Origin of the sequence: Collinsella sp. AM41-2BH, from assembly GCF_003468085.1 — a bacterium.
In the GTDB taxonomy this organism is placed as follows: domain Bacteria; phylum Actinomycetota; class Coriobacteriia; order Coriobacteriales; family Coriobacteriaceae; genus Collinsella.
Map to the genome: position 1 here is coordinate 71,479 of NZ_QSGH01000002.1, position 22,383 is coordinate 93,861.

Sequence of the window (22,383 nt, forward strand, 5' to 3'; positions counted from 1 at the left end):
AAGCTAGAGCCTTACCAGATGCTCGGCCAGAGACCAAGCGGGCCAGCGCCCAGGATGCCGAGGACGAAGAGCAGCAGAATGCCCTTGGTCGGGGTCCAGCTGTGCTTAGCGAACATGTAGTAAAGCAGCAGCGTAAGCATAAGCGGGACGAGCTTCGGGACGATGGTGTTGAGGGTGTCGGCAACAGAGAAGTTGACCGGATCCTCGGTGACGGTAGCGTAGGTCACGGACTCCATGCCGTTGCCCAGATCGGCGACGCCGCACTTGACCTCGTTGCCGTCGGCATCGACGGCGGTGAGGGCGTTGCCGTCCTCATCGGTCATGGCGATGGTACCGGCCTCAGCGGTCTCGGTATCGATGCCCTCCATACCGGTGAAGTTCTCGGCCTCCTTCTCGGAGACGATCACGGTAGTAGGGGCAAGGCCACGGGTGGTGCCGTTGGGGATCTGGAGGTTGATCTGGGTGCCACCCATGGTGACGACCAGGCAACCGACGACGAAGACGCCCATGATGGAAGCGGCACGCGTGAAGGCCTGCATGTTGGCGGTCAGAGCGTCAATAGCGCTGGTGCCAAGCTTGTAGGACCAATTCATGAGCCAGAAGCGCAGAGCGAACTGGACGACGTTGAAGATCACCAGGAAGATGATCGGCGCAGCGGCGTTGCCGTTGATGGCCATGTTGGAGGTGATGCCGGCCGTGATAGGCACGAGCGTCAGCCAGAACAGGGCGTCACCGATACCACCGAGCGGGCCCATTGCGGCGACGCGGACGGCGCGGATCGTGGGGATGTCAACCTTGTTCTGCTCGAGCGAAAGCACGATACCCATAACAAAGGTGACGAGGAACGGGTGGGTGTTGAAGAACTCCAGGTTGTGGCTCATGGAAGCCGCGAGGTCGTTCTTGTTGGTGTGGATCTTCTCCAGACCGGGGATGATGGAGTAGAGCCAGCCAGCGGCCTGCATGCGCTCGTAGTTGAACGATGCCTGCAGGAAGCAGGAGCGCCAAGCCATCTTGTTGAGGGTCTTCTGGTCGAGCTGCGGAGCAGGAGTAAGATCCTCGTAGTGCTCCGGGATCACATACTCATTAGATGCCATCTTCGAAGTCACCTCCGTCAGAAACAGCTGCACCCTTCAGCTCGGTCTGCTGCTGGAAGTCCCAGAAAGCGATGCCGAAGCCGATGAGAGCGAGGATGAGCAGAGCAGGGGTTGCCAGAGAATCGTTGGCAACGGTGATGAGCGCGAGGCCAAAGCCCATGAGGAAGAAGCCCCACATATCACGGTTCATCATAACCTTGAGCAGGACGGCGAAGCCGACGAAGCGCATCATGCCGCCTGCAGCGGAGAGACCGGTCTGCAGCCAAGTCGGGATGGCGGAAGCGATGGTCTGACCGATGGTAGCGCCAGCGATGAAGAACAGGGTGACGACGACAGCGAAGATCAGGCCGAGCAGAGCCATGGCGAAGTAGTTCAGACGCTCGATACCCTTGGTGTCGGCGTTGTGAGCCATGTTGTCCGCGGAGGACATGAGCGGCGACATAAGCGTGAAGACCAGGGTAACGCCGAGCTGACCAAGCAGAGCGAACGGAATGGCAAGGCCGACTGCCGCGTTGGGCTCGAGGCCCGTAGCGATAGCGAGAATGGCTGCCATGATGCCGCCGATGACGGCGTTAGGCGGCTGAGCACCTCCGATCGGCATGTTGCCGATCGTCATGAGCTGATAAGTACCACCCACGAGAAGACCGGTGTTGAGGTCGCCAAGGATAAGACCAATGACGGCGCCGGTGACGATGGGCTGATAGAGAGACTCGAGGAAGTTAAACTGGTCGATTGCCGCGACGAACGTGACGATGAAGACCAGAGCGACCTGGAAGATCGTGTATTCCATCTTGCTCCTCCTTTCAAAATGTATGTACGCACTTTGGATTTCACGTACAGAATGTCAGGGTTTCACTCCTGACAACGTGGATCACGAAGACTACGAGAAGAGCTTGCTCGTGTCCTCAACAGGCGTGCTCGGAACGCGCCTGATCTCCAACTCCACCCCCAATTCCTGCAGCTCTTTAAACGCAGCGACATCCTCGTCGTTAACTGCGACGGAGGTGGCGACTTGGCGCTTTCCTTCCGACATGTGCATGTTGCCGATGTTTACCTTCTTTATAGGCACACCGCCCTTGACGAGCGTAAGCACGTCTTCCGGTGTTTCGGCCACGATGAAGATCTTCTGGCGCGGGCTCGCCTTGCCAATGACGTCGATGGTCTTCTGCAGAGAGAAGAAACGCGTAGCGACGCCGGCGGGAGCGGCCATCTTCATGAGGTTCTGGCGCATGGTGTTGGTCGCCACGTCGTCGTTGGCGACGAGGATGAGGTTGGAGCCCAGGGTGGAGTTCCACTGGGTGGCAACCTGACCATGAACCAGTCGGTTATCGATGCGGGTAAGAAGAATGTTGGGTTCTGCCATGTTGATCAGCTTCCTTTCGTTATTTGCTGACGACAGTTACTTGATCTCCTGAATCGCGTAACGCGAAACATCTACGACGGCACCGGATCGGACTTTGATCTGGACCTTTTCGCCTTCGATGCCCTTGACGGTTCCGTAGATACCGCCGGCGAAAAGAACCTCCTGACCCGGCTTGAGCTCGGTGTGCAGCTCCTTGAAGTACTTCTGCTTCTTCTTCATGTTGATTTGCGACCAGATGGTGTAAATCAAGCCCATGACGACAAGCAGGCCTAAAAGAGCGACCGAGGAGCTCAGGACGCTGGCTCCGAAATCGGCCATTAGATGCCGTCCTCGTCACCGAAGATATCCTCTTCCTCGGCACCAGCGACGGAGGCAACCGTCTGGGCGGTGATGCCCGTCTGGCCAACGGTCACGGCCTGCTCGCCAAGCTCGGCGAGCGTAGCGTTGCCGCGGAGGAACAGAAGCTCAATAACCATGGGAAGGTTCGTGCCAGTCAGAATCTCGACGTTGTCGACATCCTGGGCAATCATCATTGCCTGGTTGAACGGGGTACCACCAAGCAGGTCGGTAAAGACGAGCACGCCATCGCACTCCTCGCGCATGGCGGTGATAGCGGCGCGGAGATCCTCACCGTAGGAAGCAGCCTGGTCGCCCTCGAAAGGAACGACGGTAAAAGCGGGCTGATCACCGGCGACCATAGCGATAGCGCTTGCGAGGCCGGGTGCGAACTGTCCATGACCGGTAAGAATAAAGCCAACCATTCAAATTTCCCTTCCGAAGGTGTGTACGATCTGAGTCCGATGTTTTCGGAAGCCAGCGGGCGGACGCCCTTAAAGCTTCTTGGAAAGCGTTCTTTGAAGACCAGTGGTCTCTCAACTGGTAGTAACCACGTGACGTGTTGTTGTCACTATATCACCACAGAAGAGGTTGCTTTCGTTGATTCATACAGTAAAACGTTTTTGCACCGTTCACGGTGAAAAATCGACCGTTTACCGCTCGTTAACACTTCTACCTGCGGTTTTGAAACCGTTTCGAAATGATTTGACGAAAGATCGGAACTTTTTTTGTGTCTAAACAACGCAGGGTGGCTAAAAATGGCGTGTAGAAAAATTGCAGGTCATTGTGAAGATTTGTGAATTGGTCTTTTTGGCTTAATACCAGTTAGAACCAGTTTCGATATTATCGGTGAACGGTAGTTTTCGACCGTTCACCGGTTATTTGCAATCGTTTGCGGCCGTTTTCCAGGATGAATTGAGGATACCCGATGAAGCACTTGCACGGGCGCAAGTCCTATCCTAGTGGTTTCGGTAACAAAATGCCCGCTAGAACGTTGTCGTTCTAGCGGGCTTAATCAGGTAGATCGGTTAGCGCGCAGTAGTGCAGACAGATCTTACGCAAACAGGCCGTAGATGCTGATGTTGGCCTTGGCGTAGAGGCCGTTAGCATACTCGGTCCACTTGGAGCTGGCGCTCGAGGCCTGCGAAGAGTACTGCTGGTAGGCGGTGTAATAGGCGGTCATGGCCTGCTTATAGGTTGCGCTATCGGCAGTAAAGGCATCGTTAGCGAAGGCCTTAGCGTAGGTGCTGTCGGCGTCCTTCCAAGTGCCCTTCTCGCTATCCCACTCGTCGCCGGCAAGGTTGATGATGTAGTCGGCGTAGTCCTTGCTCGCGGTCTCCTCGTTGCCGTCAGCAGGCTCGGTCGGAGCGGTCGGCATGCTTGCGGAGCTATCGCCCACCTTCTTCTTGTAGAGCTTCTGCAGCGTCGCGGACTGACGGACGATCTGCTTGGCCTGGTCCTTGGACACGCCATACTGCTTGGCCATGGTGTCGTAGTCCGAGGTGCCGATAGAATCCTCGGCGTACTTCTTCATCTCCTTAGAGGAGACGGTAATGCCCTCGTCCTCAGCAGCATCGAGCAGAATCTTGTTACGCACGTAGGACAGGATGATGTCGGCAGAAGGAGCGGTGTAGTTGCCATCGCTATCCTTGACGGTATCGAGGCTGTACTGGCTCTCGATGGCCTCGCGCGCGGTGATATCGCTCTTCTTGCCGTTGTAGCTATAGCTTGCCACGGTCGAATCGAGCTGGTCCTCGGTGAGGGTAGCCGAGCCGACACCCTTGCCGCCAAAGCCGCCATTGCCAATAAAGAAGCCGACCACCGCAGCGATCACGATGGCGACCACAAAGGCGGCAATCATCGTCTTCTTGTGCTTGGATGCGCGGTCGTTCGCGTCGGAGTCGTCGTCCTCGTCCTGCTCCTCAGGCATAAGGTTCTCGTCGGCGGCGTCCGCGGCGATCTTTGCCTCCAGGCGGGCGTCCTCCTCCTCGGCGGTCGTGCCAGCGGCGATATGTTCGGCAGACGTGCCGGCGACCAGGTCGATCTTCTCGTCCTCGTCACCGTCGGGGCCTTCGCCGCGCTCGATGATCTGGATGCCGTCGATCTCGTCCTTCTCGTCCTTCTTTTGAATCAGACCCATATCAATTACTCCTTGTTAGGAAACATAGTCCCCAATAGAATACGCCCGACGAGGCGCCGGGCGTATTGATTCTTAGGTTATACGCAAACACTTAAGTACTATTTAGGCGTTTGCAGCGTGCATACCTTAGGCCAGGTGCGCGATAACGGCATCGGCAAAGGCCTGCGTGCCCACGGCGCCCTCAACGGAGCCGGTCTGAGCACGACGCACGTCACCGGTAACCTGCTCGCCCTCGTCGAGCGTGGCGGAGACGGCGGCACGAATGCGATTGGCAGCATCGTTCTCGCCCAGGTGATCGAGCATCATCGCGGCAGAGAGGATCTCGGCCGTGGGGTTGGCGATATCCTTGCCCGCGATATCGGGTGCGGAGCCGTGCGTAGCCTCAAAGATGGCGCAGTCGGCACCGATGTTGGAGCCGGGGGCCATACCCAAGCCGCCCACCAGGCCGGCGCACAGATCACTCACAATGTCGCCGTACAGGTTGGGCAGCACCAGGACATCGAAGTCGTTGGGGTTCTGGACCAGGCCCATGCAGGTGGCGTCGACGATCTTGTCGTTGAACTCGATATCGGGATAGTTGGCGGCCACCTCGCGCGCCACGCGCAGGAACAGGCCGTCGGTCGCCTTCATGATGTTGGCCTTGTGCACGGCCGTCACCTTTTTGCGGCCGCAGCGGCGGGCATACTCAAAGGCATACTCCACAATGCGGCGGCTCTTGGCGATGGAGATCGGCTTGATCGAGATCGCGGAATCGGCGGCGAAGGTCTTTTGGCCCGAACGCTCGACAAGCTGCGAGAGCTCCTCGACCTCGGCAGCGCCCTCATCGAACTCGATACCGGCGTAGAGGTCCTCGGTGTTCTCGCGCACGATAACCAGGTCGACGTCGCGGAAGCGCGAGCCGTCGCCCGGCTGCGACAGGCAGGGGCGCACGCAGGCGTACAGGTCGAAGTGCTTGCGCAGGGCCACGTTGACGCTGCGGAAGCCCGTGCCGACCGGTGTGGTGATGGGGCCCTTGATGGCGACCTTGGTCTCGGCGACCGCATCGAGCACATGCTGGGGCAGCGGCGTGCCAAACTCGTCCATGACGCCGGCGCCGGCCTCCTGGACGTTCCAGTTGATCTGGACGCCGGTGGCCTCGACCACGCGGCGCATGGCCTGCGTAATCTCGGGACCGATACCGTCACCGGGAATCAGGACTACATCGTGCGCCATAATCTGTTACTCCTCGTCTTCGGCGGCCTCAGATTTTTTAACGCTAGCACGCTTCTTCTTTTTGGAGAGATCCAGGCCAAAACGTTTAACAAGCATTTCGCAAATCTCGCTCGAACGGGCCTTGAGATAGCTGCCCTTACCGTTCTCGGCATCGAACTTAAGGCGCAGCGCAAGCTTCTCGGCAACCTCGGCGTCGATCTCGCCCTGGCAAAACTCGTACAGGCAACCGAGCATGTCGCGATACTCAAGGTCGCCGTGGTAGCACTGGATGGCCTCGTCCAGGATGGGCCAAGCCTCGCGTGAACGCTCGACACTCGTGGCACCCCACACGCACAGCAGGCGGAAGGCGGCATAGCGCAGCGTGGAGGAAATCTCGTCGAACAGCGCGGTCTCGGCGCCCTCAAAGGCATCGCCCAGCTGCTCGGGGCAGGTGGTGGCGAGCGCCGTCAGGGCATCGAGGGCCTCCCAGCGGGTCTGCGCCTCGGGGCGGTCGAGTGCCTCGATCAGCGCGGGCACGCAGGGCACGACGCGCTGCGGATCGCGCTCGGCAAGCAGGTGCAGCACGCGGGCGGCAAACTGGCGGATGCGGCGCGTGGGGCAGCCGAGCTCCTGGACCAGTCGATCGACGGCGTTCTCGTTCTCCTCTGCCAGCTGGAGCTGTGCCAGCTCCTCGTCGGTGAGCTGTTCGTCTTTGTTTTCTGCCATAGTTACCTCTTCTTTTTATTTCTTGGCGTGCTTGCCAGCACCCTTGCTGTCATCGGTGACCGAGATGAGCTGTCGGTCGGCCGCGCCATTGCGACGTGCACGGCGGCGTTCCTCGGCATCGCCCGCGTCGGCGGCGGCTCGATGAGCCTTGTTGACGTTAAAGACCTCGTCGTGCTTGCGCCACGGACCGACGGACTCGCCAAAGCTCATCTTAAGGCCGGCGATAAAGCCACCGAGCCAGCCGATCGGCGCAAACTGCACCAGCGGGAACAGCGAGAACACCCAGGTCAGCAGGACGACTGCCGCCGCTCCTGCAAAGTTGGCAATCCAGTAGTCGCGCTTGGTGATGACGCGCTTTTCGCACGCCCACTGGCCGCACAAAAAGCCGATGTAGATCGCAAAGAGAAAGAGCACCAGCGCAAGCACCACGAACGTCCAGCTCATGGGCGCTACTCCTCGTGATGGTGGCCGCAGCAGCACTCGTGGCCGTCATCGTGACCGTGACCGCCGCAGCACTCGTGGTCCTCGCCGTGGTGGTGGCCACCGCAGCACTCGTGGTCGTCGCCATGCTCGCCGCAACCGCAGCCTTCCTCGTGGGCACCGTGCTCCTCGGGACGATACTGCGACCAGTCCAGACCGGCGGCGATGGCGTCGGCCTCCTCCTTATAGAGGACCGTGATGGCCTGGGTGCCCAGCTTGGCACCACCGATGGCATCGAGCATGTCGTAGAGCGTAAGGGCCACGTCGGCGCCGGGCAGCGCAAGCTCGCGATCGTCGGCATAGGCGAGCGCCAAGCGCAGGTCCTTAATAAAGTGCTCGACCATAAAGCCGGGCTTGTAATCGCCGTCGAGCGCCTTGGGTGCCAGGCTCTCCATGGCGCCGGACTTGCCGGTGCCGCCCAGGATCATCTGACGGGTCTTCTCCAGATCAAGGCCGCTCAGCTCGGCAAACGCCAGCGCATCGGCCATGCCGACCATGCAGGCGCCCAGCGACACCTGGTTGGCGAGCTTGGCAGCCTGGCCCTTGCCGGCGCCATCGAAGCAGCAGATAGTTGCCGCAAAGGTGGAAAGGATGTCGCGGACCGGGGCGATGTCGTTCTCGGTGGCGCCCACGATGGCCGTGAGCGTGCCGGCGATAGCACCGGACTCGCCGCCGGTGACGGGGCAGTCAAACGCCATGCGGCCGGAAACCTGGGCGGCCTCGGCAATATCGCGCGCGAGCTCGGGCGAGCTCGTGGTGAGGTCGATCAGGACCGCGCCAGGCTTTGTGCACGCGAGCAGGCCGTCGCCCGCCAGGTAGAGCTCCTCGACCTCGGAGGGATAACCCACCATGGTAAAGACGACGTCGGCGTTCGCCACGGCATCTGCCGGCGTATCAGCCCAGACGGCGCCGCGCTCGATAAGCGCCGCGGCCTTGGACTTGGTGCGGTTGTTGACCGTAACGGGATAGCCGGCGTCCAGAATGTGGCCGGCAATGGGGGCACCCATGATTCCGGTGCCGATAAATGCGACAGAGAGCTTGTTTGCCATGAAACCTTTCCTTTTGGGTTGGGTGTTATTACCAGGTTGAATACTCGGTGCCAGCGTTTGGGCTGTGAGTTGGGATCGATTACGGCCGCGTTACTTGCCTACTGACCGCGCACGCGGCGGGCGATGCGGTCGGAAAGCGACGCCTTGTCGGCGCGGTTCTTACCCCAAAACGCGCAGGCCACCATGCCGGGGCCCACGTGCGAGCCAATGGTGGGACCCACGGAGCTGCGAATGATCGTGACGTCGGCGCAACCCTCCTCCTTGCGGATGGCGGCTTCGAGCCAGTCGCCGTCCTTTTCGGCATCGGCCGTCATAATGGCGATGGGCATGGTGCGATCGGGCACATAGTTCTCGCGGAACGACTTGAGAATGGACTTGAGCGCCTTTTTGCGACCGCGGTTGACGCCGATCAGCGACAGCGAGCCGGCCAGGTCGTAGGACAGCTCGGGTTTGACGTCGAGCTTTGCCGTGAGCTGTGCCGCCGCGGGCGGAATGCGGCCGCCGGCAGCCAGCGCGTCAAAGCTCTCGAGCGTAAAGTAACCGTGGACATAGGTCTTGGCCTCGTTTGCCCAGTCGACCAGCTGCTTGGCGGTCAGTCCCGCCGAACGCTGGCGCACGGCCTCAAGCGCCAAGAGCTCGCCGGTCGCACAGGGCAGAGCGTTGTCGACCACGTGCAGCTCAAAGTTGGGATACTCGGCGCGCACGGCGTCCGCCGCCTGGCACGCGGAGTTGTAGCTCGACGACAGCGCCGAGGTAAAGCACAGGTAGACCGTGGGCGTACCCTCTTTGGCGCACTCGGTAAAGAACTCGATATAGCGACCGAGCGACACAGCCGAGGTGGACACGCGGGCACCGGCGCGCATGCGGTCGTAGAACTCCTTGGGTGTGATGCTCGACCAGATGTCATCCGTGCGCTCCTCGCCATCGATGATAAAGGGGAAACCCAGGATATCGACATCGAGGTTCGCGGCGACCTCGGGGCTAAAGTCGCAGCAGGTATCGACGACGATGCGGCAACGGTCCGAATGACCGGCGGATGCGGCCTTGTCCATCAAAGCGACTCCTTACGTAAAAAGGCGGCCACCCGCATGGGATGGCCGCCAACCGTTAACTCATGCAAGTTAACGTATTTTACTCGTCAAGTGTTTCAATGCGGGGCTTGATGATGCCATATCCACCATTCTTACGGTGATACACCACATTGATAAGGCCGGTCGTCGCGTTCTCGAACACGTAGAAGTCGTGGCCGAGCAGATCGGTCTGCACCAGCGCCTGCTCCTCAGTCATCGGGGTGACGTCGATAACCTTCTCGCGGACGAGCAGGTCGTCCTCCTCCTCGGGCAGCAGCAGGTCGGCCAGATCCTCGACGCGCTCGACCGGTGCAACATCCGCGGCGCTGGCACCGCCCTGGCGGTTGTCCACGACCTTGGTCTTGAACTTACGCAGCTGGCGGGTGACCTTATCGGCGGAGAGGTCAATGGCGGCGTACATATCTGCACCGTGCTCGGCAACGCGAATCACCGAACCGCGGGCACGAACCGTAACCTCGACGATTGCCGGGTTGGGGTTCGAGGGGTTCTTCTCATAGCGAAGTACAACGTCGACCGTCATGGGCTCGATATCGAAAACCTTGAGCGCCTCGCCGATCTTCTCATCCACATGCGCACGCAGAGCATCGGTTACCGTCGTCTTGCGTCCAGAAACCTTGATATCCATACGTGGCTCCAATCTGCCTCGGGGACTTACTGTACTGGCTATGTACCCATTGCCATGCATTTATTCACGCGGATTCCTAAAGACCCGAATAACGATTGCTTGATACCGCATACCGAAGTCTCGCACTTTTCCGTGGCAAAGTGCGCTATGGGAGGGCGTCGGCGACTTTGTATTTGGTCCCGAAAATTGGCTTTGACCTGCTGGTTTTATAGGGATAAAAAAGCCGGGCTCCCCTATTGGGGAAGCCCGGCAGTGCGTGTTGAAACCGTGAAGAGGTGTCCTTTCCAACGTATAGGAGACACCACCCCTAGCAATAACTAGCTATTGAGTTTGTTAATGTCGTCGTCGGTGATGGTGCCTTCCTGGCTGGACGATTTGTCCTCGGAGGATGCGGTCTCATTGTTGGAATCGGAGGACTCGCTGCCGGAGGACGTGGTCTCACTGGACTCAGAGTCGCCCGGCTGCACGTTAGCGCCCGAAACCGTCTTAGTGGTGAGGTCGTAGGGAATCTGGCCGTACCAGACGCAGTGAACCGCCTCGAGCGTGCCGTCGACCGTGATGTCGTCGAGGGCATCACTCACGGCACGGCACAGTTCGTCATTGGACGAGAGGCCCGCAACACCAAGCGTCGAGGGCGCCTCGAGCGCACCGACATAGGAGACCTCGCTCATCAGGCGTGCAAGATAGCCGCCGGCTGTGGAGTCGCAGATCACATAGTCGACCTCGCCGGACTCGAGCGCCTCAAAGCACTCGTTGATGTTGGAGTAGGTCTTTTGGTTGGCGGTGATGCTCTGCTTAGCAAGCGCCTCCTGCGAGGCCGAGGACATCTGGACACCCAGAGTAGACGTGTTAAGGGTATCGGTGGAAACGCTTAGCGACCCACCATCGCTGGTTTTACCGAACACGGAAGCGGCATCGTACAGGCAGGTGCCGAGCGAGCTAACGTCCCCGTCCGTGGAGTTGATCTCGCCGATAAAGATATCGGCCTTTTTGTCGCCGAGCGCGGAACCTGCCGAGGACGCATCGACAAAGGCGACCTTAAGGCCCATGCGGCTTGCGAGGGCGCGGGCAGCGTCGACTGCATACCCCGTAAGCTCGCCGTCGGCGCCCTGCATTGCCTGCGGCGCATCGGAAGTATCGAGGGCGACCGTCAGGGTTCCGGGAGTAACCAGGGCATCGTCCGACACCGCCGGCGTGACGGTCTCGTACTCGATCTGGTCGATCGTGGGAGTCGTGAACGTAGACAGCGGGTTGAACGCGCATCCGCTCAGGCCCAAAACGGCAATGACCGCTGCGGTCCCAGCACCTAACCGAGCCGCGTGCATCAAGCTGCCCCTCACCATGTCCACTACCCTGCCTTCTGTGTCGTATACGATCCGTGCGTTGCGCGGAATATCGGGTTGTTCCCACCAGCTGACCTGGTATTTGACCCCACACTTGCGCACCGGGGTGTTTGCTCGGGAGGCCGCAGCCACCTTCACGACTGGCCCGCTCGCCCGCGAGGCGGTATTGCCCCAAAGAAAGTAGAACGGACGGTGCGGCTTACATCTAGGACGCGCCATGATCGCGCCGCGCGCACGCGGTCGCTTACGTGGATCCCTTTGACCGCGTCTGTCTTGGACTAGGACGGGCATTTCGTCCGTCCGCAACCACAGCCTGGCAGGAACGTAGCGCATTATAGCTAAGTTCAAGCTAAAGTTTAAGGTTAAGGGCGTCATTCGCATCGTGCGCACAGATTTTGCAGGTCGGAGTGGGCTATTCGTGCCCCTATGAAGCCCGGAGCTCCCCTGTGGGGAGCTCCGGGGCACCCTTCTTAGGGTGCCGTGGCCAAAAAATGGCAAATATGAGTACTGTCACCAATTTGGTAACAGGCAGTTTTGGCCTCTCGGACAGATTTCGCGTTCAGTGTCGCCAACCTGATGCTTGGTTATTCTACATTTGTTTATTATCTTCTTACTTTACGCCGCCTCCGAGTCCTAAATTCCTTGATTTTGCTGTTACTGATTTAGTGACAGTACTCATATTTGCCATATTTTGGCCAGGGTATATGATTAACCCCCTATTTTCGACGCGAATTAGACCGGCTTAAGCCCAAAACACACCCGCAGCGTGTTAAGCAACGCCTCTTGCTTCTTTCTGCGGGCATCGACACGATTCCGGTACCGCTTTCGCATACGCTGGTGGATGCGCCATGCGAGCGCTTCCATCGCTTCCATGTCGCAAAGCATTTCGTTGTTGACCGTTGCGACCTCGATTCCCATAGTAATCAAGCCCGTGTTGCGTTTTTCATCATGGATACGCCCCCTCCGGGAGGAATGGCCCGGCTCACCGTTGTATTCCAGGTCAAACCGGGCTGCCTCCTGATATGCATCGCAAACTGCATGGGGCATCCCCGAGATTGCCTGCGCGCGATCATCGAACTCGATCTTGTAGTCGGTCTTAAAGGGACCGCAAGCAAATCCGCCATAGGGAAACGGAAGCGAAAACAGGGCGAGCATGATGCACTCCATGGGCGAGCGCAGGTTTTCTGACAAGTAGGGACACAGACGCTGCAATTGTTTGGCCGCGTTCCCCTTGCATGCCGCGAGGTAATCTGCCAAGCGATCGGGCGTCAGCGCTGGCTCGACTTCAAAGTAGCCCACGTCTGTCGGTTGGTCCTTATCCTTTGCAAGTCTATTCACAACAGGCGAGGTATAGGGAGGCAGATACTTCCCGCGGTCGCTCAGTGAAATCTTAGAGCACAGTTCCTGGGCCAGGGCAAACGCCTGGATGCAGCCGACCTCGCGCGCAACGGCAACACAAAGGGCCTCGGGAGATAGGCTGTACACCCCCGGTTCCACCTCTAGAATCGAGCCTGCGGGCAACCTGGAACACACGGACCAGCCTACGCCAGGCATGCGGCGGCGCTGCGCCGCAGATCCCACCAGCAAGCACAGATCTTCTTGCACCTCGCCACTTTTGGCTCCAATTCGCACCAAGTCAGGAAGATAGATATCCTCGGTCGAGGGCGACGACGTGCGCAGCACACGGCGCTCTTCATCGAGATTAAGGTCCTTCCAGCTGATATAGCCCATCTGCCGGCGCTCGGCGCGCATCATGCGCAGCGCTGAAGCGCCTGTTAGGATTACGGAAGCCGCTAGCTGTTCGCCTGTCGGCTCGTTGCGCCGCTCAATCTTCACTGCCACAAAACCACCCCTACCAAACACGTGCGATAGCAAGGCCATCGACTGCCGCAGCGCCGGCACGCTTGAGCTCCGCCGAGGCTGCTGCCATGGTCGCGCCCGTGGTGATAACGTCATCGATAAGCAGTAAGCGGCGGCCGTGCACGTCCTCAACCGTCTCGTACATGCCTTGGGCACGCTCGCGACGCTCCTCACGACCGAGTTCGCGCTGGTCGCCATGCCCGTACTTGACGAGGGCATCGAGCAGGGGAACACCCGACAGCTCGCAAAATGGGCGCGCAATGGCCTCCATATGATCAAAGCCACGCCGCCGAAACGCTGCCGCCGTCGCAGGCACAAACACCACCGCATCCGCACCGGACAGCACACCTCCCAAGCGTTCGGGCGCTACGACCTGGGCATGCAGGGCGGTGTCGTAGAGCAGCTCCGCCAGATACGGCGCCAGGCGTCGCTCGCCCGCGTCCTTGTACGCTTTAATGATGCGCGGCAGCGGATGCGCATAGACGGAGCACGCCAGGCACCGGTCGAGTGCCTCCGCCATTGCCGAGGACGTGCCCTCGACCGAACACTCAGTGCACAGCAAATCCCCAAACGGGGCGCCACATCGGGTGCAGCTATGCCGTGGGTCGATGAGCGTGAGCGCAGCCAGGCAGTCTTGGCAAATAAGCGCACCGGCGCGCTCGCAGCCGGCACATCGTGTTGGCGACAATGCCTCGAGCGCCTCGCGTGCCGCCCGCTCGGCAAACGGTAGCAATCCGTCCGCAAACGGTAGGGCACCGGCACCTTGCAGGCATCCCAACACATTCAAATGTCTCTTCACGACACAACCCTCCCTACGTTCGATCGCAGGGAGGGTTGTTGATTCAGCGCTATGGTACCCCGACGCGATTGGGGCAAGGCTGGTTAAATCCGCTCGCGGGCGTTATTCGCCGGCAGGCGGTTGTGGTGCAGACGAAGACGGGGCCGAGCCCTCGCCACCATCCTGGCGCGGCTTGCGGGAACGGCGACGGCGACGGCGCTTTTGACCCTGGTCGGCCGAGCCCTCGCCACCGCGATCCTCGCGCGGCTCGCGCTCGTCGCGAGCGGCGCCACGCGAAGCCTTGGCAGCCGCTCCCCCGCCATCTCCGGGACGACGGCGCGTGACCTTGACCTCGCCATCCGAGACCTGATCGGCAACGGAGGGCACTGAGGGCTTCTGCTGCGCGCCCGAGGAATAGCGACGGCGCGAACGCGGCGCGCGCTCCTCCTCGCCACGTGACTTGCCGCCCTTGTCGGCAGGCGCGTCGGAGGCCGAGGCGCCCTTGGAAGCGGCACCAGCCTCGCGAGCAGCTGCGGCGCGGAAGGCGTCCTCGCGCTCCTCGCTCGACAGATGACGGCGACGACGGCGCGTGGGGTTCATGCCACCGCCGCGGTTTTGCTGCTGGGGCTGTTGAACCTCGCGCTCGCGAGCTCCGTTCTTGCCGGCGGCTGCGGCCTCGCCGGCATCGGCAGAGCCCGCACGCTTGCGGCGGCGACGGCCACCGGCGGTATCCTCGACCTCAGGCGCCTCGGCCTTGCTGCGGCCCTTTCCGCGGCCACGGCCCTCGCCCTGCCCCTGACCGGCGCGAGCATCGGATTCAGCATCGCGACGACGGCGCTTGGGCATCGACGTACCGGCCAGACGGTCGGCGCTCGACAGGCCATCGCCCACGTCGACGCCGTTCTCGCGGTCGAGCTCCATAAGCGCCAGACGCATCTCGGGCGACTCGATGCGCTCGAGCACGTCGCGCGTCACGCAGTCGGGGCGGCAGTTGCAGCCCTGCTCGGCGGCCTTCTTTTTGCAGCCCTCCGAGCAGGTCATATCGGCCAGGTTGACCTTAAAGACCTTGCCGTTCTCCAGGCGCAGCACCAGCTGCTCACGCGGCGTGTCATATTCCTGAATACGCGCCTTGCCGAGCGGCGTATCGATGAGCGTCTTCTTTTTGGGCGCACGGCTCTTAAAGTCCTTGTACGCTTCGAACTCATAGCGCAGGCAGCACATCAGGCGGCCGCAAACGCCGCTGATCTTGGAGGAATTGAGCGGCAGGTCCTGCTCTTTTGCCATGCGGATCGAGACGGGCTCAAACTGTCCGCCAAAGCGCGTGCAACAGAGCTCCTGGCCGCACTGGGCATAGCCGCCCACCAGGCGAGTCTCGTCGCGCACGCCGATCTGGCGCATGTCGACGCGAATGTGCAGCGTCGAGGACAGATCCTTGACGAGCTGGCGAAAATCGACGCGCTCCTCGGCCGCAAAGTAGAACACGGCCTTCTCGCCGCCAAACAGGTACTCGACGCCCACCGGCTTCATCTCGAGGTCGAGTTCTTTGACCAGACGGCGGAAATCGACCATGGCCTCGTCGCCCTGGATGGCAAGATCGTCGGCAAGCTGCAGGTCGATGTCGCTCGCCACGCGCAGCACGGGCTTGAGCGGCTGACCGATCTCGTCTTGCGGCACCTCGAAGGGATCGGCCGTAACCAAGCCGATCTCGGTTCCGCGCTCGGTGGAGCAAATGGCATAATCGGCCTCGAGGATATCCAGGTCCTGCGGGTCAAACCACAGGTCGCGCGAGGCGTAGGTAAACTTAACGGGTACGACTAACGGCATTTCAGTGCCTTCCTGATATCGAACAGCATGACCTCGATGGCCAGCTGGGGAGTAACGTTTCTGGCGATGTTGTGCTCGGCGGTTGCGACCGCCTCGAGCGCCTGGGTGGCACCCGCAACATTCGTCGCAGCGGCAAGCCGACCGATCGTGTCACGCACGTCTTCGTTCACCACGTCGGCCGCCTCGTCCTGAAGTGTCAGCAGCACGTCGCGCATGAGCGTCCGCGCGCTCGCCAGCGCTTCCATGATACCCGAACGCTCGCGCGCGTTGAGTTCGCGCTTGTTGCGGTCCTCAAGCTGCTTCAATGCTCCACGCGACAGGTAGTCGGCATTTTGCTCGAGTACCTTTTCCTGCGTGGACTTGACCTCGGCGAGCGGCGCCTTGACGGCGACGATGAGCGACTTGGCGCGGCTGAGCACGTCGGCCTCGTCGGCGGCGATGAGCGAATCGATGGCACGGACCATCTGGCGGCGAGCATCCTGGCGCTCGGCGCTCTTGAGGAACTCGATGCCACGCGTGGGGCTTCCCGCTACGGCGACGGCCATGCGGCAACGCGCAGGGTCCTGACCGGTGGCGCGACTCACGGCACGCGCGGCCACGGCGGGCGACACCAGCCGAAACGGCACGCACTGGCAGCGGCTCACGATAGTGGGCAACATCACGTCTGCCGAGGTGCCCAGCAAGATAAACATAACGCCCTCGGGCGGCTCCTCGAGTGTCTTGAGCAGTGCGTTGGCGGTGTTGGCGCGCAGTTGCTCGGCACGGTCTATGATGTAGACCTTGGCCTTGGCGCGAATGGGTGCCAGCGGCACGTCATCGAGCAGCTCGCGGGTCTGGGCAATAAGGTAGCCCGTGGCGCTCTCGGGCGTGTAATAGTGCACGTCGGGGTGCGTATGGCGGGCGACGCGCACGCAGCTATCGCATGAGCCGCAGCCATCCTGCTCGCACAGGAAGGCTTGGGCGAGCGCCCACGCGGCGTCGAGCTTGCCCGCGCCGGGAGCGCCCAAAAACAGGTAGGCGTGCGATGCGCGACCGCTAGCGACGGCATTGGTCAAAAAGTCACGCACGCGCTCTTGGGTGTCGAGCTTGGCCAGCAGGCTTGCCTGAGCGGGGGCCATGTTACTCGGCCTCCTTGGCAAGCGCGGCGGCGACGGCTTCCTGCGGAATGTCGAGACCGTACGCGCGAACCTGCTCGACCGTCTTCTCGAAGACTTCCTCGACGGTCGTAGTGGCGTCGATGAGCTTTACGCGGTCTGGCTCCTCGGCAGCAATTGCGCAAAACCCCTCGTAGACACGCTCCTGGAATGCCATGCCCTTAGCCTCCATGCGATCTGCCGCGCCACGGGCTGCCATGCGCAGCGCCGCCTGCTCGGGCGTGATGTGGTAGACGAGCGTGAGCGCCGGGTGCGTTCCCGCGACGGCCAGGTTGTTGGCGTCGCGCACCATCTGGCGGTCGAGCCCATCGGCAAATGCCTGGTAGCAGGTCGTGGAATCGTAGAAGCGATCGCACAGGACCACCTTGCCGGCAGCGAGGGCGGGCGCGATGACCTCGTGCACCAGCTGGGCACGCGCAGCCTCGTAGAGCAACAGCTCGCAGGTATCGCCCATCGTCGTGTTGGCAGGGTCGAGCAGCAGGGCGCGAATCTTTTCGCTGATGGCAGTGCCGCCCGGCTCGCGCAGGCTCACAACCTGATAGCCAGCGAGTTCGAGCGCGCGGGCAAGCAGGCGCGCCTGCGTGGACTTGCCGGCGCCATCGACGCCCTCGAGCGTAATGAAGCTATGTTGAGCGGGCTCAAAAGCCATGGGCGCAGCCCCTTCCTACAAGGCGCGTAAATGCAGATATATCAACCAAGCCATGATACCCCAGCGTCCGGCGCACCCCAAATCCGACCTAGTCGTTTGGGGCGGCAGTTGGGGACGTTCCTAAACTGCCGGCAGAAAAGGAACGTCCCCAACTGCCGGCTTTTTTGTACGCTGGGTATAATCGTCGTATTGCATTGAAATGTGGCGAAAGGAGTGGCAATGTCTCGGTATTGCGCCTCGTGCGGCAAGCGTCTTGCAGATGATGCCAAGTTCTGCACCTCGTGCGGTGCACCCGTTGAGCAAACAGCCGCGAGCGATAGCCAGCCCGCTTTTGAGCAGACCGGCTCCCTTGATGCGCCGCAAGCCAAGGCGGACGACCCCCTCGCCTATAGCCCCGACCCCGCCGCAAGGAACGAGGCCGTCGAGACCACGCAGCGCATACCCGTCGCGAGCGGCTCGCCCCAACAGCAGCCGGCTCCCGCATACGCGCCCGCTTCGCCACAGACCCCCGCTCCCAAAATGAGCGGCACCGGGCCGCTTATCGCCGTTATCGTTGTGCTGGTGGCGATCATCATCGCCCTGGTCATCTTCTTTGCAATCAGACCGTTCGACAACGCCGCCACGCAGACGACTGCCGAGGTAGCTAAGCTGCACCATGACGTCGACGACGATGACCTAAAGCCTCTCGGCGATCCCAACAGCCTGTACGACGATGATGACGATGACGACGAGGATGGCGGCGAAGCAACGCTCTCTGAGCAGAACCTCTACCGCCGACTGAGCGAATACTACGACCTGCTCGAAGATCTCGACAGCCAGGTCCGTGGCTGCGCGCAGAACTTCAACGGCAACTATCTGGAAGAGGATCGAACCACCCGTCAAAATCTCGCCGACGTCGCCGAGCGCACGGAGGACACCATCGAGCAGTATTACGACATCGTCGAGGACCTGGACGTCCCGACGAGCTCCAAGAACTACAGCCCCTGGAAGGACATCATCGCCCTGTACGACGACCTGGATCACCGCATTGACGCAATCTGTGATGCCTGGGAGATCAGCCTGAAATACGCCAAGCCTGCGGACCACAAGAATGAGATCGTGGCGCCGCTGTCGCGCGACAACGTGGCGGGCACCAATGACAATAAGTACCGCCTAGACTTTGAGGAGCGCTATCCCGGCGCCAAGCCTGTCGAGGTGAACTAGCGCTTTGTCGTTCCCGAGCCGGCAGTTAGGGACGTTCCTAAACTGCCGGCAGAAAAAGAACATCCCTAACTGCCGGTCAAAAAAACGAGCGAGGATCGCGGGGTCCTCGCTCGTTTTTTTGGGCAATGTTTCGACTGCGCCGCTACTTGTCGGTGGCCGCTTTCTTGGCAGTCGATTTCTTCGCGGTCGTCTTCTTGGCGGCAGTGGCTTTCTTAGCCGTCGTCTTTTTGGGCGCCGTTGTCTTCTTCGCCGTGCTCGCCTTGGTTGTGGTCTTGCGCCCGCGGGCCGGCTTTTTCTCCTTGGTCGGGCAGTCCATGTTCACGCAGATGCGCCACGGACCGCGCGCCGTGTTGACCACCACGATGGGGGCGCCGCACTCGGGGCAGGTCTCGCCCGTCGCCTCGAGCTTACCGCGCGCCGGCAGAGGATAGCTCACGCCGCAGTCATCGTAGTTGGTGCAGCGGATAAAGCGCTTGCCGCTCTTCTCGCTCTTGTGCGCGATCAGGTCGCCATGGCGTCCGGCCTCGGCGCACACCTTGCACTCGCCCACCTTAAGGTCAGGCTCGTAGTTGGTGGGGCACGTGGGGTTCACGCAAATCTCGAAGGCCTTCTGGCGGAACGGCTGGCACTTAATGCGCGGCGCGCCGCACTCGGGGCACACGGCCGCCTCGCCCTCGAGCGGGCTCACCTTGACGCCGCTCGGCACCGGATAGGTCACATCGCAGTCGGGCCAGCCCATGCAGCCGATAAAGCTGCCGCGGGTCTTGGCGCTCGTCTTCATAACCAGGTCCTTGCCGCACTTGGGGCAAGCGCCCACGCGCGCATCGGCCGTGACGGCGTCGCTGATGGCGTCGCCCAGTTCCTGCGTATGTTTGAGCAGCTCGTCGAGCACGCCGGCCAGCAGCGCGCGCGAGTGCGTCACGACATGTTCTTCGGTGTCCTCGCCGCGCTCCACGCGGGTCATGTCGCCGTCGAGCTCGCTGGTCATATCGGGGCTCGTGATGCGCGGGGCAAACTGCGACAGTGCATCGATAATGGCGATGCCCAGCTGGCTCGGCTCAACGGGATCGTTTTTGAGATAGCGCACGGCATACAGGCGCTCGATGATGCTCGCGCGCGTGGACTTGGTGCCCAGGCCGCGCTTTTCCATCTCCTGCACGAGCTTGCCCTGGCTGTAGCGCGCGGGCGGCTCGGTCTGCTTGGCCTCAAGCTTAATGTCGAACACGTCGACCGTGTCGCCCTGCTCTAGCGGCGGCATCTGCTCGTCGCGCTTGAGTCCGTACGGGTACGCCTCGCGGAAACCCGGGGTCACGAGCACATCGCCCGAAGCCACGAACGGCTCACCGTTCACGTCGAGCTCGAGCTTGGTATTCTCGATGGTCGCGGGACCCATAAGCGTCGCCAGGAAGCGGCGGGCGATGAGGTCGTAGAGCTTGCGCTGGCCGCCATCGAGCGTGGACGGATCGCCTTCGCCCGTGGGGTAGATGGGCGGGTGGTCGGTGGTCTCGACTTTGCCGCGCGTGGGCTTCATGGGGCCGGCGAGTACCTTTTTGCACACGGGCGCCAGCGCCGGGTTGATCTTTGCCAGGTCGCTCACCACGGCGCCCAGATCGAGCGTCGCGGGGTACACGGTGTTGTCGACACGCGGATAGCTGATGAGGCCCGCCATGTAGAGGGACTCGGCGATGCGCATCGTACGCGCAGGCGAGATGCCCTCGGCCGCGGCGGCAGCCTGCAGCGAGGTCGTCGCAAACGGCGTGGGCGGCTGCTGCTTGCGGGAGCGCTTGGTCACCGCGGCGACGGTTGCCGTCGTAGCGCCGTCGACGTGGCCGTACGCCGTCTCGGCAGCATCTTTATCGGTAAAACGTGCCGTCTTGTGCGCAATCTTAAAGCGGTCATCCTCGGCAGCACCCTGAGCGGCACCCATGCCGCGAATCTGCCAATAGTCCTCGGGCACAAACGCCATGCGCTCGCGCTCGCGCTCGACCACCAGGGCAAGCGTCGGCGTCTGCACGCGGCCGGCGGAGCGCACGTTGCCAAAGCCGCCAAACTTGGCGAGCGTCAGGTAGCGCGTGAGCACCGCACCCCAAATGAGGTCGATGTGCTGGCGGCTCTCGCCGGCGTCGGCCAGATTCTGGTCGAGCGAGACAAGATTATCGAAGGCCTGCGTAATCTCGGCCTTGGTAAACGAAGAATACTGAGCGCGGGCGACCGGCAAGTCCGGCGCGACCTCGCGCACCTTGTTGAGGGCGTCCGAGCCGATCAGCTCACCCTCGCGATCGAAGTCCGTGGCGATGATGACGCTGTCGGACTTCTTGGCAAGGTTCTTGAGCGAACGAATGAGCTCCTTCTCGGCCGGCAGCTTAATGACGGGCGCCCAGGTAAGGTAAGGCAGGCTCTCAAGCTTCCAGCCCTTGATGGAGATACCATCGGCAAGGAACGGCTTGCGCTTGGTGTCGTACGGCGGGCGGGCCAGGCCATCGGGCATATCGGCCGGCAACATCTCGCCGTCCTCGGTGACCGAATACCAACCCAGCTTTTTATCGAACAGCACACTGTCGCAAAAATCGGGTGCCAGGATGTGACCGGCAAGGCCGATGGTCACGCACTCCTCGCCCTTCCACTCAAAACGGTAGATGGCGGTGTTGTACACCTTGTCCTTTTTGGGCTTACCCGTGGACAGCCGCTCGGCGATTTGACGCGCGGCATCGTTTTTCTCGGCGATGATGAGCTTCAAAAGAGGCTCCTATCTCGTATCTCTGCGGCTACGCCCGCCCGTATGGCGGCCGACTTACGCCCTTGCTTGCTCAATCTGCCCGATGAGCCAATCGCACCAGGCATCCATGCCCTCGCCCTTGCGCGCGCTCACGGCAAACCGCGGCGCTTGCGGATTGAGGTCATCGAGTGTCTTAGTATACCTATCCATGTCAAAATCGAAAGCCGGGGCCACGTCGACCTTGTTGAGCAGCTGCGCGCCGGCGTGCTGGAAGATGCCCGGATACTTGATGGGCTTGTCGTCGCCCTCGGGCACCGAGAGAATCATGATGGACAGGTTCTCGCCCAGGTCAAAGTCGACCGGGCAGACCAGGTTACCCACGTTTTCGATAAAGATGACGTCGATGTTCTCCAGACCCACAGCCTGGTCGAAGGCATCGACAGCCTCCATGATCATGTTGCCCTCGAGGTGGCACAGACCGCCCGTGTTGATCTGGATGGCGGGCATGCCGGCTTCCTTCATGGTGATGGCGTCGACATCCGAGGCGATATCGCCCTCGATGACGGCACAGCGTAGGCCGGCCTTGTCACGCAGGCGCTCGTTGGTGCCCAGAATCGTGGTGGTCTTACCCGAGCCGGGGCTCGACAGCACATTGATCACGTAGGTGCCTGCCTCATTAAATCGCTGACGCAGCTGATCTGCCAGGCGCTCGTTGCGCGACAGGATCGGCGACGCGATATCAATCGTTTTCTCGGCCATAC

At 61.3% G+C, this 22,383-nt stretch carries 21 protein-coding genes; 1 reads left to right on the forward strand and 20 read right to left on the reverse strand.

Translation table 11 applies throughout. The features are described 5' to 3' along the window. Positions 1-11 precede the first annotated feature (11 nt). The 18 genes from DW899_RS01675 to tmk form a co-directional block, all read right to left on the reverse strand. Positions 12-1,094, reverse strand: a complete 1,083-nt coding sequence (locus tag DW899_RS01675; protein WP_089572402.1) for a PTS system mannose/fructose/sorbose family transporter subunit IID — start codon at positions 1,092-1,094, stop codon at positions 12-14. Further along, positions 1,084-1,884, reverse strand: coding sequence for a PTS sugar transporter subunit IIC (locus DW899_RS01680; protein ID WP_035137676.1), 801 nt, complete (start codon positions 1,882-1,884; stop codon positions 1,084-1,086). Before DW899_RS01680 ends, DW899_RS01675 begins: the two co-directional genes overlap by 11 nt. A 90-nt stretch (positions 1,885-1,974) precedes the next feature. Further along, positions 1,975-2,457, reverse strand: a complete 483-nt coding sequence (gene agaV, locus DW899_RS01685) for a PTS N-acetylgalactosamine transporter subunit IIB (RefSeq protein ID WP_117716286.1) — start codon at positions 2,455-2,457, stop codon at positions 1,975-1,977. A 36-nt stretch (positions 2,458-2,493) separates the two neighbouring features. Next, positions 2,494-2,775 (reverse strand): preprotein translocase subunit YajC, encoded by a 282-nt coding sequence (gene yajC / locus DW899_RS01690; protein ID WP_117564749.1) that lies wholly within the window; start codon positions 2,773-2,775, stop codon positions 2,494-2,496. Further along, positions 2,775-3,218: a PTS fructose transporter subunit IIA gene (locus tag DW899_RS01695; RefSeq protein ID WP_117564748.1), complete on the reverse strand. Its 444-nt coding sequence runs from the start codon at positions 3,216-3,218 to the stop codon at positions 2,775-2,777. Before DW899_RS01695 ends, yajC begins: the two co-directional genes overlap by 1 nt. Positions 3,219-3,847: 629 nt before the next feature. After that, positions 3,848-4,933, reverse strand: coding sequence for a hypothetical protein (locus DW899_RS01700; protein ID WP_117799784.1), 1,086 nt, complete (start codon positions 4,931-4,933; stop codon positions 3,848-3,850). Between the two features lie 126 nt (positions 4,934-5,059). After that, the gene (locus DW899_RS01705; protein WP_117799785.1) at positions 5,060-6,145 is read right to left on the reverse strand and encodes an isocitrate/isopropylmalate dehydrogenase family protein; all 1,086 of its coding nucleotides are present in this window, start codon (positions 6,143-6,145) and stop codon (positions 5,060-5,062) included. A gap of 6 nt (positions 6,146-6,151) precedes the next feature. After that, complete coding sequence (locus tag DW899_RS01710) at positions 6,152-6,850, reverse strand: HEAT repeat domain-containing protein (RefSeq protein WP_117799786.1); 699 nt, start codon at positions 6,848-6,850, stop codon at positions 6,152-6,154. Between the two features lie 15 nt (positions 6,851-6,865). Then, a complete protein-coding gene (locus tag DW899_RS01715) occupies positions 6,866-7,294 on the reverse strand; it encodes a hypothetical protein (RefSeq protein WP_055310425.1) in 429 nt (142 codons plus the stop codon). Positions 7,295-7,299: 5 nt separating this feature from the next. Further along, positions 7,300-8,379 (reverse strand): NAD(P)-dependent oxidoreductase, encoded by a 1,080-nt coding sequence (locus DW899_RS01720; protein ID WP_117785955.1) that lies wholly within the window; start codon positions 8,377-8,379, stop codon positions 7,300-7,302. Positions 8,380-8,477: 98 nt separating this feature from the next. Next, complete coding sequence (locus DW899_RS01725; RefSeq protein ID WP_117799787.1) at positions 8,478-9,431, reverse strand: DegV family protein; 954 nt, start codon at positions 9,429-9,431, stop codon at positions 8,478-8,480. 79 nt (positions 9,432-9,510) lie between these two features. Beyond that, positions 9,511-10,095, reverse strand: coding sequence for a ribosome hibernation-promoting factor, HPF/YfiA family (gene hpf / locus DW899_RS01730; protein WP_035137685.1), 585 nt, complete (start codon positions 10,093-10,095; stop codon positions 9,511-9,513). A 317-nt stretch (positions 10,096-10,412) separates the two neighbouring features. Next, positions 10,413-11,438 carry an ABC transporter substrate-binding protein gene (locus DW899_RS01735; RefSeq protein WP_233503126.1) on the reverse strand — a complete coding sequence of 342 codons (1,026 nt, stop codon included), beginning with the start codon at positions 11,436-11,438 and terminating at the stop codon, positions 10,413-10,415. 732 nt (positions 11,439-12,170) lie between these two features. Next, a complete protein-coding gene (locus tag DW899_RS01740; protein WP_117799789.1) occupies positions 12,171-13,280 on the reverse strand; it encodes a hypothetical protein in 1,110 nt (369 codons plus the stop codon). A gap of 10 nt (positions 13,281-13,290) precedes the next feature. Next, positions 13,291-14,097, reverse strand: a complete 807-nt coding sequence (locus DW899_RS01745) for a ComF family protein (protein ID WP_233503119.1) — start codon at positions 14,095-14,097, stop codon at positions 13,291-13,293. A 102-nt stretch (positions 14,098-14,199) separates the two neighbouring features. After that, a complete protein-coding gene (locus DW899_RS01750; RefSeq protein WP_117799790.1) occupies positions 14,200-15,900 on the reverse strand; it encodes a regulatory iron-sulfur-containing complex subunit RicT in 1,701 nt (566 codons plus the stop codon). Next, positions 15,891-17,018, reverse strand: coding sequence for an ATP-binding protein (locus DW899_RS01755; RefSeq protein WP_117799791.1), 1,128 nt, complete (start codon positions 17,016-17,018; stop codon positions 15,891-15,893). The genes DW899_RS01750 and DW899_RS01755 overlap by 10 nt, the downstream gene beginning before the upstream one ends. Position 17,019: 1 nt before the next feature. Next, positions 17,020-17,703, reverse strand: coding sequence for a dTMP kinase (gene tmk / locus DW899_RS01760; RefSeq protein WP_117799792.1), 684 nt, complete (start codon positions 17,701-17,703; stop codon positions 17,020-17,022). Positions 17,704-17,922: 219 nt separating this feature from the next. Here tmk and DW899_RS01765 point away from each other — a divergent pair, with 219 nt between their 5' ends. Then, positions 17,923-18,906 (forward strand): zinc-ribbon domain-containing protein, encoded by a 984-nt coding sequence (locus DW899_RS01765; RefSeq protein ID WP_117799793.1) that lies wholly within the window; start codon positions 17,923-17,925, stop codon positions 18,904-18,906. Between the two features lie 142 nt (positions 18,907-19,048). Here DW899_RS01765 and DW899_RS01770 read toward each other — a convergent pair whose 3' ends face one another. Both DW899_RS01770 and hypB read right to left on the reverse strand, forming a co-directional pair. Beyond that, positions 19,049-21,643 carry a DNA topoisomerase I gene (locus tag DW899_RS01770; protein ID WP_117799794.1) on the reverse strand — a complete coding sequence of 865 codons (2,595 nt, stop codon included), beginning with the start codon at positions 21,641-21,643 and terminating at the stop codon, positions 19,049-19,051. A gap of 54 nt (positions 21,644-21,697) precedes the next feature. Then, positions 21,698-22,381 carry a hydrogenase nickel incorporation protein HypB gene (gene hypB, locus DW899_RS01775; protein ID WP_117583579.1) on the reverse strand — a complete coding sequence of 228 codons (684 nt, stop codon included), beginning with the start codon at positions 22,379-22,381 and terminating at the stop codon, positions 21,698-21,700. Between the last annotated feature and the right edge of the window lie 2 nt (positions 22,382-22,383).

What these genes read in the sequence shown, in the direction of transcription:
- DW899_RS01720 (WP_117785955.1), bottom strand. Translation starts at nt 8,379, where the DNA reads ATGGCAAACAAGCTCTCTGTCGCATTTATCGGCACCGGAATCATGGGT.
- DW899_RS01725 (WP_117799787.1), bottom strand. Translation starts at nt 9,431, where the DNA reads ATGGACAAGGCCGCATCCGCCGGTCATTCGGACCGTTGCCGCATCGTC.
- DW899_RS01715 (WP_055310425.1), bottom strand. Translation starts at nt 7,294, where the DNA reads ATGAGCTGGACGTTCGTGGTGCTTGCGCTGGTGCTCTTTCTCTTTGCG.
- DW899_RS01755 (WP_117799791.1), bottom strand. Translation starts at nt 17,018, where the DNA reads ATGGCCCCCGCTCAGGCAAGCCTGCTGGCCAAGCTCGACACCCAAGAG.
- DW899_RS01675 (WP_089572402.1), bottom strand. Translation starts at nt 1,094, where the DNA reads ATGGCATCTAATGAGTATGTGATCCCGGAGCACTACGAGGATCTTACT.
- DW899_RS01750 (WP_117799790.1), bottom strand. Translation starts at nt 15,900, where the DNA reads ATGCCGTTAGTCGTACCCGTTAAGTTTACCTACGCCTCGCGCGACCTG.
- hypB (WP_117583579.1), bottom strand. Translation starts at nt 22,381, where the DNA reads ATGGCCGAGAAAACGATTGATATCGCGTCGCCGATCCTGTCGCGCAAC.
- DW899_RS01765 (WP_117799793.1), top strand. Translation starts at nt 17,923, where the DNA reads ATGTCTCGGTATTGCGCCTCGTGCGGCAAGCGTCTTGCAGATGATGCC.
- DW899_RS01710 (WP_117799786.1), bottom strand. Translation starts at nt 6,850, where the DNA reads ATGGCAGAAAACAAAGACGAACAGCTCACCGACGAGGAGCTGGCACAG.
- agaV (WP_117716286.1), bottom strand. Translation starts at nt 2,457, where the DNA reads ATGGCAGAACCCAACATTCTTCTTACCCGCATCGATAACCGACTGGTT.
- yajC (WP_117564749.1), bottom strand. Translation starts at nt 2,775, where the DNA reads ATGGCCGATTTCGGAGCCAGCGTCCTGAGCTCCTCGGTCGCTCTTTTA.
- tmk (WP_117799792.1), bottom strand. Translation starts at nt 17,703, where the DNA reads ATGGCTTTTGAGCCCGCTCAACATAGCTTCATTACGCTCGAGGGCGTC.
- DW899_RS01695 (WP_117564748.1), bottom strand. Translation starts at nt 3,218, where the DNA reads ATGGTTGGCTTTATTCTTACCGGTCATGGACAGTTCGCACCCGGCCTC.
- DW899_RS01735 (WP_233503126.1), bottom strand. Translation starts at nt 11,438, where the DNA reads ATGGTGAGGGGCAGCTTGATGCACGCGGCTCGGTTAGGTGCTGGGACC.
- DW899_RS01680 (WP_035137676.1), bottom strand. Translation starts at nt 1,884, where the DNA reads ATGGAATACACGATCTTCCAGGTCGCTCTGGTCTTCATCGTCACGTTC.
- hpf (WP_035137685.1), bottom strand. Translation starts at nt 10,095, where the DNA reads ATGGATATCAAGGTTTCTGGACGCAAGACGACGGTAACCGATGCTCTG.
- DW899_RS01700 (WP_117799784.1), bottom strand. Translation starts at nt 4,933, where the DNA reads ATGGGTCTGATTCAAAAGAAGGACGAGAAGGACGAGATCGACGGCATC.
- DW899_RS01705 (WP_117799785.1), bottom strand. Translation starts at nt 6,145, where the DNA reads ATGGCGCACGATGTAGTCCTGATTCCCGGTGACGGTATCGGTCCCGAG.